We start from the raw sequence: 14191 nt of genomic DNA on the forward strand, positions 1-14191 counted from the left end.
CGCGGGCTGGCCTTGGGCTTCTGTTGCATGTTTCGGCGGGACTCAGCGCAAGCTGCTGATCAGCTGCGAGCGCGAACGCACGCCGAACTGCAGGAGAATACCTGCGACATAGTTCTTGACCGTGCCTTCGCTGAGTTCGGCCAGTACGGCAATTTCGTGATTGGTCTTTCCCTCCAGCAGCCAGTTGAGCACCTGCAGCTGCCGCCTTGTCATCTTGTGCTTGGCCTTGCTGGACAAGGGCGGTACAGCATCGCCCGGCGATGGCACGTGAAAGAGACGGCTGTTCACCGAAGCATCGCCGCCCAGCAGGCCGCAAGCCCGGATGAAGCTCACGACCTCCCTCAGTGTCGCGGACTTCGGCAAGAACGCGAGGGCGCCCAGGGTCATGGCTCCCTGGGCGAGCGTGTCCTGCGCAAGCGTCGTGCTCCCCGCTTCCGAGAGCACGACGACACGCGCGCCGGGATAGCGCGCTCGAAACTCCATGAGGCCGCTCAATCCCTTGGTGTCCGGCAGGGACAGGTCCAGCAGCACCAGTTCGATCGCGTCCTGGCTGCCCTCATAGATGGCCAGCGCTTCGGCAAGATCGCCGGCTTCGAGGACGTCGAAGGATGTCGCCGAAATGTTGGCCTGCAGCAGGGCGCACACACCCATCCTCACAAGATCGTGATCGTCCACGACCAGGATGGCGCGCGGCTTGGAGATGGCTTGCTGTGCTGCCTCGAAAGGCAAGGATGAAGTCCATTCGGTCCTGGTCATTTCCAGATGCTATGCAGCACGCGGGCCCCTCGGGAAGTGCATAAGGTCATTGCCCGCTCCCTCCCCCGTGCAAACGCGAATAAAACGGCACGACTTCAGGCTCCTTCCTGTTGTGTAGCACTTTCTTGCTATTGCCTGCTCACTGCCAGTGAACAGCTCATTCCCTCCAGGTGGCACGCAATGACCTTATGCACTGTTCTCGCATGCGTGCGTCCCGTACCTTCGCGAGGTCCGGCACGCGGTCAGTTCGGCGATGGCTTTCAGCAGCGCCGCGGCGCTCACCGGCTTGAACAGCATGGGCACTCCTGCAACCCGTGCGCGCCGCAGTCGCTCGGGCGCGGTTTCGCCGGTGATCAGCAACAAGGGCACGGCCGGGCCCAGGCGCTCGCGAAGACATAACCCGACCTCCAGTCCATCCTCACCGTCGGCCAGTCGAAAGTCGCACAGGAGCATCGAGAAGGGGCGCGACACGGCCTCGGGACGAGACAATACTTCCCAGGCCTCGGTCTCGCTGGCCACCGCCACCACATCGATCGAGTGGCCGTGCAGCAGTTCGATCATGGCCGCACGGATTTCTGCCTCGTCCTCGATCAGCAGGATGCGCTCCGGCAGATGGGGAGCGACGGCCGGCCGGCGCACGGACGGCAACAGGTCCTTGAGCAAGAGATCGGCCGGCGGCGTCACGACGGCCTCTGCCTTCTGCACCATCACCCGAAGTCGCGTTCCCCGGTTCGGGCGGGAGTCCACCAGCACCGGATGGCGCAGCAGGTGCGACAGGCGCTTGACGATCGACAAGCCAAGACCCAGGCCGCGTGCGCGGTCGCGGCCTGAATTGTTGATCTGATAGAACTCCTCGAAGATCTGCCCGAGCTGGTCGGGCGCAATGCCGATACCGGTATCGCGCACTTCCACCCGCACCGTATCGCCAAGGGCTCGCGCCCTCACGATCACGCCGCCTCGGCGGGTGTACTTCAAGGCGTTGTCAATCAAGTTGGAGAGCATGCGATGCAGAAGGTGCGCGTCGCTACGCACCCACAAACCGCTCGTGCGCACACGCAGCGCCAGCCCCTTTTGTTCAGCCTGAGGGGAGAACGTGCGATCCAGTGCCAGCAAGATCACGTCGAGTTCGAAGGCCTTGGCCTCGACGCTCATCGCCCCCGCATCCAGGCGCGAAACATCGAGCATGGCGTCGAGCGTCGAGCCCAGGGCGTCGACGGACCGCAACAGGTGCTCGGCATTCTTTTTCTCCGGTTGGCCGCTCAACGCCTGTTCCGTCACGGCGCCGAACAGCGCGATGGCATGCATGGGCTGGCGCAGGTCGTGGCTGGCAGCGGCAAGAAAACGGGTCTTCTCTTCGTTGGCGCGCCGAGTGGCCTCGATCTGCTCCTTCAGGCGGTTGGCAAGGAATTCGTTCTCGAACTGCAGGATCAGGGATTCGGTCAAACGCTTGTTTTGCTGAACCCCGGTGCGCAGAGTGAGCACGAGATTCACGGTGCAAAACGCCGCGAGGAGCCAGTGCAGGTCACCGCCGCGCCATGCAAGGGCAATGATCAGGCCGGACATCGTGGGAAGGCCGTAGCCAAGCATGGCCGCTCGGATGGGCCAGCGGGCCTGCGCCACGCGAGTCCAGCTTCCCATGATCACCACCGTCGCGACCGAGGTCACCACCGGGTCGTTCACCACCATGACAAGAAAGATTGCCGGAACATTCGTCACGCTCACGAGCGTCACGAGAACGGTGTACCTGCGCGCCCAGCGAGGGGTGTCGGCCAAAGGTACGTCGGGCGTCCAGCGCGGCGCGAGCAGCGCGTAGGCATCCACGACGGTCAGCAGGGCAAGCCACGGCAGCACCCACACCTGAAGGGCCGGCTCGACTCTCGGATAGCCGAACAGGACGATGGCAATGGACCAGACAAAGTGCGCGGAGATAGCCACGGTGTGGCTCGCGTAGACAGACGCCACACGCTCGCGCAACACGCGCACCTGCAGCACGGGATCGGTGCTCGGATCCTTCGGTGCGCTGTCGTCGTTCATAGCGATCGCTTTCTTGACCTTGATATGCAATTGCCGTGCGGTTCTCACGCGGCACTGACAACCCGGCGCTGGAGCATCACTTCACCACGGCCTTGTGGTCACAATTCCCGGAGCCGCCGATGACTGGCCCGCCAGGCCGCTTCGGTGGGCATTATTTCTCATGCCCAGGCGAACCGATGCGCACTATCGAAGGGGGAGTGCCACGCCGGGGTCCATATCGCGGATCGATTTCAGGCCGGCGGCTCGAACGCCCGGATCGGCGGCAGCGCGCCGTCGTAGCGTTCGACCTGCACCGTGGCGAGCTGCCCCGCGCAGCCTTGCGCGAGCGAGGAGGTCCCGATATCGCGCGTCAGCACGTTGGGGTTGCCGTGCACGCACATCGGGCGGCCCTGGTCGTCCGTCGCCGGGTCGTACCAGGCGCCGGTGGGCAGTTGCACCACGTCCTCGCGCATGTCGGCGCTCAGGTGCGCGCTGGCCAGGCAGGCGCCGATCTCGTTGAAGAGCCGCACGATGTCGCCCTCGCCGATGCCGCGCGGCGCGGCGGCCGCCGGGTGCAGCGTGCAGACCTCGCGGCCGCGGCGCTTGCTGGCCTGGCTGTGCGCGCCGAAGTCGAGCTGGCTGTGCAGCTTGGTGTGCGGCTGGTTGGCGACCAGCCACAGCGGATGCTCGGCGCTGGGCGCGAACTTCGGCGCGAGCCAGGCCGGATGGCCGGGGCAGTCGGCGTAGCCGAAGGCGGCGATCGTTGGCGAGCTGACCTGCACCTTGCCGCTCGGTGTGGGCAGCGGTGCGCCGGCGGGGTCGTTGCGGAAGGCGCGCAGCATGCCGCCGTCGTCGTCGCGCTGCGGCAGCATGAGTTCGCCGCGCTGCCAGAAGGTCTCGAAGTCCGGTGCTTCCAAGCCCAGCGCCTCGAGGCCGGTGCGGGTGCGCTCGTACAGGTGGGCCAGCCATTCGCGCGTCGTGCGGCCCTCGCTGAAGGCCTCGAGCGCGCCGAGCCGTTCGGCCAGCGCGCAGAAGATGTCGTAGTCGTCGCGCGCCAGGCCGCAGGGCTCGGCGATGCGGTGCATCGCCACCACCATCGGGTCGGTGGGCGTGGCGCCGATGTCCTCGCGCTCCAGCGTCATGCTGCTGGGCAGCACGATGTCGGCATGGCGCGCGGTCGCGGTCCAGGCGATCTCGTGCACGACGAAGGTGTCGAGGGTGCGGAAGGCCTCGGCCAGCCGCGCGAGGTCCTGGTGGTGATGGAACGGGTTGCCGCCTGCCCAGTAGGCCAGGCGGATGTGCGGATAGCTCAGGCGCTGGCCGTTGTAGTCGAAGGGCTGGCCCGGGTTGAGCAGCATGTCGCTGATGCGCGCGACCGGAATGAACTCCTTCACGCCGTTGCTGCCCTGCGGCAGCGCGGCCGCCGGCACGGCGTTGTTGCGCTTGCCGTAGTGCGCCAGCGTGCCCAGCGCGTAGTTGTAGCCGCCGCCGGGCAGGCCCAGCTGGCCCAGCGCCGCGGCCAGCACCGCACCCATCCAGACCGGCTGCTCGCCGTGCTCGGCGCGCTGCAGCGAGTGCGACACGACCACCAGCGTGCGCTTGCCGACGAGCGAGCGGGCGAGGTCGACGAGCTGCTGCGCGGGCAGGTCGCAGATCGGCGCGGCCCAGGCGCAGCTCTTGGGCACGCCGTCGCTGCGGCCCATCAGGTAGTCCTCGAACGTGGCCCAGCCGTCGCAGCAGCGGGCGATGAACTCGCGGTCGTGCGCACCGTCGCTGACGATCTGGTGCACCAGGGCCAGCATCAGCGCCGTGTCGGTGTTGGGCCTGGCGGCGAGCCATTCGAACTGCGCCTCCTCGGGCAGGTCGCTTTTGAGCGGGCTGATGCAGACGAAGCGGCAGCCGCGCGCCGCCGCCTCGCGCATGGAACTGCGCTCGACATGGCGGCTGATGCCGCCCGAAGCGACGCGCGAATTCTTCAGTGCCATGCCGCCGAAGGCCAGCACCACGTCGGTGTGCGCGACGATCTGCTCCCAGGTCACGTTGCGGCGCGCCACCTCTTCCATCGAGCCGAGGATGTGCGGCAGCATCGGACCCGAGGCGCCGGCGCTGTAGCTGTTGACCGAGCGCACGTAGCCGCCGAGCGTGGTGTTGAGGAAGCGGTGCACCTGGCTCTGCGCATGGTGGAAGCGCCCCGCGCTCGACCAGCCGTAGGAGCCGCCGAAGACCGCACCCGCGCCGTGCCGTTCCTTCACGCGCCGCAGTTCCGCGGCCAGCAGGTCGAGCACCTCTTCCCATGGCAGGGCCACGTACGCGTCTCGGCCGCGCATCGCATCGGGCCCGGGGCCGCGCTCCAGCCAGCCCTTGCGCACCATGGGCGTGGTCACGCGTGCCCGGTGGCGCAGCGCATCGGGAAAATTGTCGATCAGCGGGTTCGGGTCCGGATCGCCCGGGTGCGGCTTCACCGCGAGCGTGCGGCCGTCCCAGGCGGCGGAGAACACGCCCCAGTGGGCGCTGTGCGGATGGAAGATGGGCGTGTCGGTCGGCATGGTGCGGATGCGTGTGTCTCCTGCGGAGCCTCTGGTCAGGCCGCGGGGCCGGTGGCAATCGGTGCGCCGGGCTGCGCGCTCCATTCGCTCCACGAGCCGGGGTAGAGCGCCGCGCCCTTCAGGCCCGCGACTTCCATGGCCAGCAGGTTGTGGCAGGCGGTCACGCCCGAGCCGCACTGATTCACCAGTTCCGCGGCGGGCCGGCCGCCGGTGATGGCGTTGAACTCGGCGCGCAGCTGGCGGGCGGGCTTGAAGCGGCCGTCGGCCTCGAGGTTGTCCTTGAACAGGCGATTTCTCGCGCCGGGAATGTGGCCGCCGACCGGGTCCATCGTTTCGTTCTCGCCGCGGAAGCGGTCGGGTGCGCGGGCGTCGAGCACGAGCTTGTGCCGGCTCTCGATGTTGGCGCGCACCTCTTCATAGGACAGCGTCGTGACCAGCGGTTCGCGCAGCGCGAAGTTTCCGGGCGGCCGCGCGGGCGGCGCCTCGGTCGACACCGCATACCCCGCGGCTTTCCAGGCCGCGATGCCGCCGTCGAGCACGGCCACTGCGCGATGCCCGGCCCAGCGCAGCATCCACCACAGGCGCGCCGCGTACATGCCTGCAGCGTTGTCGCAGGCCACCACCTGGGTGTCGTTGCTCACGCCGATCGCGGCCATGGTGCGGGCGAAGGCTTCGCGCGTGGGCAGCGGGTGGCGGCCGTTGCGGCCGGTCTTCTCGGCCGAGAGCGCATGTTCCAGGTGCAGGTAGAACGCGCCGGGAATGTGGCCCGCGTCGTAGGCCTGCTGGCCGGCGCCGAGATTGGTCAGCTCGAAGCTGCAGTCCAGCACCAATGGCGGATGCGCGCTGCGCAGTGCGTCGGCCAGTTGCGCGGCGGAAATCAGGGTGTCGTGGGTCATGGGGCTCATTGGGTGATTTCCTTCATCAGCGCAGGTGTGATCGCCGCCTTGTAGCGGGCGATGTCGTCGACGACGAAGCTGCGAAAGCGCTCCATCGGCAGGTCGTGTTCGGTGGCGGCGTCCTTGCGGATGGCCTCGCGCACCTCGGGCGTCGCCAGCGCGCGGCTGAGGTGGTCGGACAGCAGCTTGACCACCGCCTGCGGCGTGCCGGCGGGCGCCACCAGGCCGTACCACTGCGTCACCGGCACGTTCACGCCAAGCTCCTTGAAGGTCGGCACCTCGGGGATCGCCGGGTTGCGCTTTTCGCCGGTGATCGCGAGCAGCCGCAGCTGGCCCTGGCGCACCTGGCCGACCAGCGGCGAGGCGGTGGCAAAGAAGCTGTCGACCTGGCCGCCCATCATGTCGGTGATGGCCGGGCCCGATCCCTTGTAGGGCACGTGCAGCATCTCCACGCCGGCCTTCTGCTTGACCATTTCCATGCCGATGTGCGCGGCACCGCCGGTGCCGGTGGAGGCGAAGCTCAGCTTCTGCGTCTTGGCGGCATCGAGCAGCTCGCGCGCCGTCTTGAAGCGCGAAGCCTGGCTGACGAACAGCCCGTGCGGCGCCTCCAGGATCAGCCCGATGGCGGCGAAGTCGTCCGGCACCTTGTAGGGAAGGCTCTGCGGTTTCATGGCGGGCGAAACCGCCAGGTTGCCACTCATGGCCAGCAGGATCGTGTAGCCGTCGGGCTTGGCCTTGGCGACGATGTCCGCGGCGATGTTGCCGCCGGCGCCGGCGCGGTTGTCGACGACCACGGTCTGCCCGAGCGTCTTGCCCATGGCGTTGGCGATCAGCCGGCCGTACAGGTCGCCGCCGCCGCCCGGCGGAAAACCGACCACGAGCTTGACGGGCTGCTCGGGGTAGGCCGCGTGCGCGGCGGGTGCGGCCAGGATCAACAGGCCGGTGGCCGCTGATGCGAGGGCGGCAAGGGCACGCAGATGGCGGCGGATCGGGGCGTTGGTGTGCTGCATGTCATGTCTCCTGTCTGTATTTGTTCGTGAAGCGGGAGCTGCCGTGCTGCGCACTCCCGCAGGGTCGCAATTCAGCCGAGCCAGGCCGACTGCGCGGCCACGACCCGGTCCACCGAGGCGCCGCACTGGCCCAGGTAGGCCGCGGGGTCCGTCATGTCGCGGATCTCGTCGTCGGCCAGCAGCTTGCCGAGGCCCGCGTGCTGGCGCATCGCATCGGCGAAGCTCAGCTTCTGCGTGATGCCGTGCATCGAGGCCTCGTAGATCCATTCGTGCGCGGTCTGCTTGCCGACGCGCTCCGACAGTTCCAGCATCACGCGTTCCGACAGCAGGTAGCCGCGCATCCGGTCGAGGTTGGCGGCCATGACGTCGGCATTCACCTTCAGGCCCGCGAGCAGGTTCCTGGCCTGGAACAGCATGGCGCCGGCGATCAGGCAGCACTCGGGCAGCGCCTTCCATTCCATCTTCCAGGCGATGCCGTCGCGCTCGCCTTCCTGCACCATGCCCTCGACCATCATCGCGGCGTTGTAGCGCAGCGGGCGCGAGAGGCCCGCGAGGTTCTCGGCCGAGGTCGGGTTGCGCTTGTGCGGCATGGTGGACGAGCCCAGCTTGCCCTCGGAGAAACCTTCCTCGACCTCGCCGAACTCGTTGCGCTGCATGTTGAAGAGCTCGTTGCCGATCTTCGACAGCGTGCTGCCCAGCATGGCGAGCAGGCCCGTGTATTCGGTGAAGCGGTCGCGCGCCGGTGCCCAGCTGATCGTGGGCACGCCCAGGCCGAGCTTCTTCAGCATCAGCGCCTCGAGTTCGATGGCCTTCGGGCCCAGCGAAGCCTGGCTGCCCACGGCGCCGGCCAGCATGCCGACCAGCACGCGCGGCGCGGCCTGCACCAGGCGCTCGTGGTGGCGGCCGAGCTCGTCGAGCCACACGGCGCACTTGTGGCCGAAGGTGATCGGCAGCGCCTGCACGCCGTGCGTGCGGCCCGCCATGGGCGTGTCGCGGTGGGCCACCGCCAGGCGGGCGAGTTCCTTGGCCACGGCCTGCAGGTCGCGCATTGCCACGGCATGGAATTCCTTGAGCTGCAGCGCAACGCCGGTGTCGACCACGTCCTGCGTGGTGGCGCCGTAGTGCACCCATTCGCCGTTCTCCTTGGAACAGGCGGCCTGCAATTGCTTCAACGCCGGCACCAGCGAATGCTTGATGCGGCGGATCTCGGCCGACATCGCGGCGATGTCGATGTTCTCGACCCTGGCCTTGCTCGCGATCTCCTTCGCGGCGGCGGCCGGAATGAGGCCCAACTCGGCCTGCGCGGACGCCAGCGCGGCCTCGAAGTCGAGCCACTTCTGGATGCGGTTCTCCTCGCCGAAGATGGCGCGCAGTTCATCGGTGCCCCAGAGGTGCTGGAGCGATTGCATGTCGAAGACGGAAACGGGCATGGTTGTCCTGGTGAATTAGCGAGAGGTGAAGGAGTCCAGGAACGCGCGCGGCAGCATGCGGCCCGGATTGAAGGTGTTGGCCGGGTCCAGCGCGCGCTTGATCTGCGCCATGGCGGCCAGCGCGACCGGGTTCTTGTAGTGCATGAAGGCCGCCTGCTTCTGCCGCCCGATGCCGTGCTCCGCGGAGATGGAGCCGCCCAGCCGCGCGGCTGTGGCGTGCACGACGCCATGCACCGCCTCCTCGTGCGAACGGAAATCGGCATCGGCCATGCCGGCGGGCTTGCCCTGGTTGTAGTGCAGGTTGCCATCGCCCACATGGCCGAAGCAGACGATGCGGATGCCGGGCATCAGCTGCTGCAGCGCCTCGCCGGCCTGGTCGATGAAGTCGGGAATGCGCGAGATGGCGACGGCGATCTCGTGCTTGATCGACGGGCCTTCGAGCCGCTGGGCCTCGGGGATGTGCTCGCGCAGCGCCCAGAAGGCATGGGCCTGGCTGTCGGAGGCGGCGAGCGCCGCATCCAGCACCAGGCCATCCTCCATCGCCGCACCGAGCACCTCCTCCACCGCGGGCTGCAGGTCCAGGCTCGCGGAGACCTCGGACACGTCGAGCAGCACCGACCAGGGCGTCGCGCTGCCGAGCGGCGCGCGCATGCCGGGCGTGCCATGCCGCAGCACCAGGTCCAGCGCCCCCTCGCCGATCAGCTCGAATGCGGTCACGCGCTCGCCCACCGCATCGATCAGGCGCGACAGCAGCGCCACCGCGGCCTGCGGATCGCGCACCGCGACCCAGGCCGTGACCACTTGGCGCGGCCTTGCAAAGAGCTTGAAGGTGGCGGCGGTCACGATGCCCAGCGTGCCTTCGCCGCCGATGAAGAGCTGCTTCAGGTCGTAGCCGGTGTTGTCCTTGCGCAGCGCGCCCAGCAGGTCGAGCACGCGGCCATCGGCCAGCACCACTTCCAGGCCCAGCACCAGCTCGCGCGTGTTGCCGTAGCGCAGCACCTGCTCGCCACCCGCATTGGTGGAGACCACGCCGCCCACCGTGGCGCTGCCTTCGGAGGCCAGCGAGAGCGGGAACAGTCGGCCCGCGGCCTCGGCCGCGGCCTGCGCCTCGAGCACGGTGCAGCCGGCCTCGAGCGTGAGCGTGTTGTCGAGAGGATCCGCGCGGCGCACGGCGCGCATGCGGTCGAGGCTCAGCACCACCTCGGCCCCCGAATCGTCGGGCGTGGAACCGCCGACGAGGCCGGTGTTGCCGCCCTGCGGCACGACGGGCACGCCCGCGGCCGCACAGGCGGCGACCACGCGCGACACCTCATCGGTGCTGGCCGGGCGCACCACGGCGCGCGCGGCGCCAGGGAAGGTGCGGCGCCACTCGGCCTCGTAGCGGGCCATGTCGGCGGCGGCCGTCAGCACGTGGGCGGCGCCCACGATGCCGGACAGCGTCTCGGCGAGCGCGTCGATGGCTGGAGCGGCGGGAATGTCGATGGTCACGGTCATGCAGAAGGCGGTGAGCTTCTCGGCAAGCTGGCACGAGAGCAGGAATGGCGCTTTGCTGATTTGCAGTATTTCATTGATTGAAATACAGTTCAGTAAACAAAATTCTAGGTGGGCGCGCACCGCACTGTCAACCGGGCTCGTCCCGACGCGGCAATCGCACACAATCTGCACCCATGAGATCTACCCCTGCTTCGAAGAAGACATCGGACCCGAGCCCGGCCCGCAAGACGGCACGGCGCGCACCGGACGCCGCCTCGCCCGTGAAGGCGATGGCGTCCGAGGTGGAGGCCAGTGCGCCGCAGCCGCCCTCCGGCGTGCTTGAGCGCGGCCTGTCGATCCTCGAATGCTTCACCGAGGACCGGCTGCGCCTGAAGCTGCGCGAGCTGGCCGATTGCACGGGCCTGGACAAGGCCACGCTGCTGCGGCTGCTCGGCGTGCTGGTGCGCGCCCGCATGGTCCACCGCTTCGACGACGGCGCCTACGCGCCCGGCCCGGCGCTGCTGCACATGGGCATGCTCTACCGGCGCACCTTCGACATCGGCACGCGGCTGCAGCCCGTCCTGCAGGAAGTGATGCGGCAGACCGGCGAGACGGTGGCCTTCTACGTGCGCGATGGCGACGAGCGCGTCTGCCTCTACCGCGAGAACAGCAGCAACGAGGTGCGCCACCATGTGGAAGTGGGCGCGCGGCTCAAGCTCTCGGCCGGGGGCTCGTCGTCGCACGTGCTGCGCTATTTCACGGGCGGCAGCACGCCGCATGCGCAGGCCATTGCAAGCGACGGCTTCGCCATCACCCGGGAGGAGCGGGTGCCGCAGATCGCGTCGGTGGCCGTGCCGGTGTTCGACAGCGACGGCGCCTTCCAGGGCGCGCTGGTGGTGATCGGCCTCGCGCAGCGGCAGAGCGCCACGGCCCAGCGCAAGGCCGTGCAGGTGGCACAGAAGGCGCTGGTGCAGCAGGGCTTCAGCAGCCGTCCGCCGCGCGACTGGCGCCGGTAGCACCCGCGGGGCTCACAGCCGGTCGACGGGAATCTTCAGATAGGCGGTGCCATTGGCCTCGGGCGGCGGCATGCGGCCTGCGCGCATGTTGACCTGCACCGCCGGCAGCATCAGTGCCGGCAGCGCCAGCGTGGCGTCGCGCGCCTGGCGTCGCGCGACGAAGTCGGCTTCGGGCACGCCGTCGCGCACATGGATGTTGTCCGCGCGCTGCGCAGCAACGGTGGTGCTGCACGCGGCCTCTCGCCCCGCGGGCGGGTAGTCGTGGCAGAGGTAGAGCACGGTCTGCGGCGGCAGCGCGAGCAGCCGGCGGATCGAGCGGAACAGGGTGGGGGCATCGCCGCCCGGGAAATCGCAGCGGGCGGTGCCCAGGTCGGGCATGAACAGCGTGTCGCCGACGAACACCGCGTCCGGGCCGCCCGCCGGATCGGCGATGCGGTAGGCCACGTCCGCCGGCGTGTGGCCGGGCACGTGCAGCGCCTGCGCCTGCAGCCGGCCGATGGCGAAGGCCTCGCCATCGGCGAACAGCCGGTTGAACTGCGAACCGTCCACGGCCATGTCGGCGGCATTGAAGACGCCGCGGAATTCACGCTGCACGGCGGTGATGCCCGCACCGATCGCCAGCGTGCCGCCGAAGCGCTGCTGCAGCCAGGGCGCGCCGGACAGGTGATCCGCATGCGCGTGCGTCTCCAGCAGCCATTGCACCCGCAACCCCTGCGCCTCGATGTGCGCGGCCACCGCCTCGGCCGGACGCGCATCGGTGCGGCCGGAATGCGCGTCGAAGCCCAGCACCGGGTCGATGACCGCGCAGACGCCGGCGCCGTCATCGACCACATGGGAGAAGGTGAAAGTGGCCGCGTCGAAGAAGGAACGGATGGACAGGCTCATGGGGCAGATTCCTCGCAAGTCGAGTCATTTTATATAATGACACCAATTTCATTCAATAAAACCAGAAGACTGCAGTGGCCGCACCTTCCATCTCCACCGACTTGCCCGAATCCACGCTGGTGGCGCATCTGTTCCATCAGTCAACCCAGCCATTGACGTCCGCCACGCGCGCACGGCTCGCGCAGGCGCTGCTGGACTGGTTCACGGCCGGCGGGTCGGCGCAGGACATGTCCGCTGCCGCCACGCTGCGCGGCCTGGGACAGGCGCTGATGCCCGGCGCAGGCAAGGCGGCGCTGTTCGGCGGCAAGCCCGAAGGCGCCACGCCGCTGGCTGCCGGCTTCGTCAACGCGGGCATCACGCATCTTCGCGAGATCGACGACGCGCACCGCGCGGCAATGCTGCATCCGGGCGTGGTCGCCATCACGCCGGTGCTCGCGCTGGCATCCTCGCTCGGGCTGACGCACGAGCGCGTCGCACGCGCCATCGTGGCCGGCTACGAAGTCGCGCTGCGCCTGGGCGAAGCCCTCGGCGCGCGCCATGCGGGCCTGTTCCACGCCACCGCCACGGCCGGTGCCGTAGGCGCAGCCGCCGCGGCCGGCATGGCGATGGGGCTCGACGCACCGCGGCTGCACCATGCGCTGGGCATCGCCGCGACGCAGGCGACGGGCCTCTGGCAGCTGGTGGACGACGACGCGCACGAATCCAAGTCGCTGCATCCCGCGTTCGCCGTACGCAACGGCATGACGGCAGCCTTTGCTGCCCGCGCCGGCCTGCCGGGCGCACGCGCCTTCTTCACCGGCCGGCGCGGCATGTACGCCGCGCTGGCCGGCGAAGGGCCATTGGCGGCCGTCGACGGAACACTGGAGGCGCCCGAGCGGCTGCACACCACCACCATCAAGGCCTGGCCGGCCTGCGCGATGCTGTTCACGCCGCTCGACGCGACGCGCGCGCTGATCGAGGAGCACCGCATCGGCGCTGCCGACGTGCAGGCGATGGAGATCGAGATCTTTCCGCATGCGCTGAAGATCGCGGGCGTGCATTGGCCGACCAAGCCGGCCGAGGCCAGCTTCTGCCTGCGCTACCTGCTGGCAGTGCTGCTGGAGAAGGGCGCGCTCGGTATTGCAGACACGGAGACCCCCGACCTCGACAGCCCCCGGCTGCACGCCCTGGCCGCGCGCATGCAGGTGCTGCCGAACGAGGAGTTCCAGCGCGCGTTTCCGCAGCGCCGCCCGAGCCGCGTGACGATCGGGCTACGCGATGGACGGCAGCTCACGGCCTACCGCGATCTGCGCCGCGGCGACCCCGAAGATCCCTACACCTGGGTCGGCCTGCAGCAGCGCATGCGCACCTTTGTGCCCGCCATGGGCGATGCGCAGGCCGCCGCACTGGTGACGTGGTGCGAGGGGTTCACCGACGCGGCGCAGGACGCTTTGCCCTGTGTGCCTGCCGACGCGCTTTTCGGCGCAGCCTAGCGTTGCCCTAACCAAACAACGCCACGAAAAAAATTTGCCGAGCCTGTTGACGCAAGAGTAAAGACTATTTTCAGTTCATCCCACTCGCGGATTTGCCCGCACGGATTTCATTCACACCGACGCAAGCAGGAATCAGCAACTAACTCGATGGACTGCTCAATGGTCGTGGCCTTCCAGTCCCGAGGTAGAACATTTCCGTTTTCAGCCGTCCGAAGAATCCTTCACATGCGGCGTTGTCGGGTGAGCATCCCTTGCGGGACATCGATCGGATGAGCTTCGCTTCTACGATTCGCGACGGCCAGCCTGGCCAACGATAGTGGGCGCCACGATCAGAGTGGACGACGGGCCGGTCGTTGGTATCGACAACCATCTCGATGGCCGCATCCAGCATCGTGTTGACGAGCTCAGCGTCTGGATGCGTCCCGATGGACCAGCTGATGACCAGGCCATCCGATCGTCAATACGGGATAGATCGGGCTGTCCGAGTTGTTGCGAATGGCGACGGTCTTTGGCTTGACGATCGTCGGATTGCCGTTGAGGTCCTGGCACGCCAGACCCTTGACCTCCTCAGGAGGAGGCACCTGCGGAAAGATCAGCGCATTGGGATTCGAGTCATTGCCGCCTCCGCCGCAGGCGCTCAAAGCGAGCACAAGCAACAATGCACCGGCACATGACGCGGCCGCAGCAGCACGGC

The 14191-nt window shown here is 68.4% G+C and carries 11 protein-coding genes and 1 pseudogene; 2 read left to right on the forward strand and 10 right to left on the reverse strand.

The features are described 5' to 3' along the window. Positions 1-42: 42 nt before the first annotated feature. From L1081_RS29750 to L1081_RS29780, 7 genes are all read right to left on the reverse strand, one after another. A complete protein-coding gene (locus tag L1081_RS29750; protein WP_489417078.1) occupies positions 43-756 on the reverse strand; it encodes a response regulator in 714 nt (237 codons plus the stop codon). 186 nt (positions 757-942) lie between these two features. Next, entirely contained in the window at positions 943-2790 is a 1848-nt protein-coding gene (locus tag L1081_RS29755) for an ATP-binding protein (protein WP_489417079.1), read from the reverse strand. Positions 2791-3020: 230 nt separating this feature from the next. Further along, positions 3021-5315 (reverse strand): molybdopterin-dependent oxidoreductase, encoded by a 2295-nt coding sequence (locus L1081_RS29760; RefSeq protein ID WP_489417080.1) that lies wholly within the window; start codon positions 5313-5315, stop codon positions 3021-3023. A gap of 35 nt (positions 5316-5350) precedes the next feature. Continuing rightward, a complete protein-coding gene (locus L1081_RS29765) occupies positions 5351-6220 on the reverse strand; it encodes a rhodanese-like domain-containing protein (protein ID WP_489417081.1) in 870 nt (289 codons plus the stop codon). After that, positions 6217-7221 carry a tripartite tricarboxylate transporter substrate-binding protein gene (locus L1081_RS29770; RefSeq protein WP_489417082.1) on the reverse strand — a complete coding sequence of 335 codons (1005 nt, stop codon included), beginning with the start codon at positions 7219-7221 and terminating at the stop codon, positions 6217-6219. The genes L1081_RS29765 and L1081_RS29770 overlap by 4 nt, the downstream gene beginning before the upstream one ends. Positions 7222-7292: 71 nt before the next feature. Beyond that, positions 7293-8651 (reverse strand): adenylosuccinate lyase, encoded by a 1359-nt coding sequence (purB, locus tag L1081_RS29775; protein ID WP_489417083.1) that lies wholly within the window; start codon positions 8649-8651, stop codon positions 7293-7295. A 15-nt stretch (positions 8652-8666) separates the two neighbouring features. Further along, entirely contained in the window at positions 8667-10145 is a 1479-nt protein-coding gene (locus L1081_RS29780) for an FAD-linked oxidase C-terminal domain-containing protein (RefSeq protein WP_489417084.1), read from the reverse strand. A gap of 173 nt (positions 10146-10318) precedes the next feature. Between L1081_RS29780 and L1081_RS29785 the strand changes: the two genes are divergently transcribed. Further along, positions 10319-11140: an IclR family transcriptional regulator domain-containing protein gene (locus L1081_RS29785; RefSeq protein ID WP_489417085.1), complete on the forward strand. Its 822-nt coding sequence runs from the start codon at positions 10319-10321 to the stop codon at positions 11138-11140. Between the two features lie 12 nt (positions 11141-11152). Here L1081_RS29785 and L1081_RS29790 read toward each other — a convergent pair whose 3' ends face one another. Next, positions 11153-12025, reverse strand: coding sequence for an MBL fold metallo-hydrolase (locus L1081_RS29790; protein ID WP_489417086.1), 873 nt, complete (start codon positions 12023-12025; stop codon positions 11153-11155). Between the two features lie 74 nt (positions 12026-12099). On the opposite strand from L1081_RS29790, the gene L1081_RS29795 reads away from it, so the two are divergent. Then, positions 12100-13497 (forward strand): MmgE/PrpD family protein, encoded by a 1398-nt coding sequence (locus tag L1081_RS29795; RefSeq protein ID WP_489417087.1) that lies wholly within the window; start codon positions 12100-12102, stop codon positions 13495-13497. 137 nt (positions 13498-13634) lie between these two features. Here the strand turns inward: L1081_RS29795 and L1081_RS29800 are convergent. Next, a pseudogene (locus tag L1081_RS29800) lies at positions 13635-13948 on the reverse strand (IS3 family transposase); the annotation flags it as partial. After that, on the reverse strand, positions 13902-14156 hold the full coding sequence (locus L1081_RS29805; RefSeq protein ID WP_489417088.1) for a hypothetical protein: 255 nt from the start codon (positions 14154-14156) through the stop codon (positions 13902-13904). The gene L1081_RS29805 and the pseudogene L1081_RS29800, both read right to left, overlap by 47 nt. Between the last annotated feature and the right edge of the window lie 35 nt (positions 14157-14191).

Origin of the sequence: Variovorax sp. MSC1_012 (genome assembly GCF_023667525.1) — a bacterium.
Lineage (GTDB): Bacteria > Pseudomonadota > Gammaproteobacteria > Burkholderiales > Burkholderiaceae_C > Variovorax > Variovorax beijingensis_B.

Coding starts and splice junctions, on each gene's coding strand:
- L1081_RS29765 (WP_489417081.1), bottom strand. CDS start 6,220: ATGAGCCCCATGACCCACGACACCCTGATTTCCGCCGCGCAACTGGCC.
- L1081_RS29755 (WP_489417079.1), bottom strand. CDS start 2,790: ATGAACGACGACAGCGCACCGAAGGATCCGAGCACCGATCCCGTGCTG.
- L1081_RS29770 (WP_489417082.1), bottom strand. CDS start 7,221: ATGCAGCACACCAACGCCCCGATCCGCCGCCATCTGCGTGCCCTTGCC.
- L1081_RS29780 (WP_489417084.1), bottom strand. CDS start 10,145: ATGACCGTGACCATCGACATTCCCGCCGCTCCAGCCATCGACGCGCTC.
- L1081_RS29785 (WP_489417085.1), top strand. CDS start 10,319: ATGAGATCTACCCCTGCTTCGAAGAAGACATCGGACCCGAGCCCGGCC.
- L1081_RS29790 (WP_489417086.1), bottom strand. CDS start 12,025: ATGAGCCTGTCCATCCGTTCCTTCTTCGACGCGGCCACTTTCACCTTC.
- L1081_RS29760 (WP_489417080.1), bottom strand. CDS start 5,315: ATGCCGACCGACACGCCCATCTTCCATCCGCACAGCGCCCACTGGGGC.
- L1081_RS29750 (WP_489417078.1), bottom strand. CDS start 756: ATGACCAGGACCGAATGGACTTCATCCTTGCCTTTCGAGGCAGCACAG.
- purB (WP_489417083.1), bottom strand. CDS start 8,651: ATGCCCGTTTCCGTCTTCGACATGCAATCGCTCCAGCACCTCTGGGGC.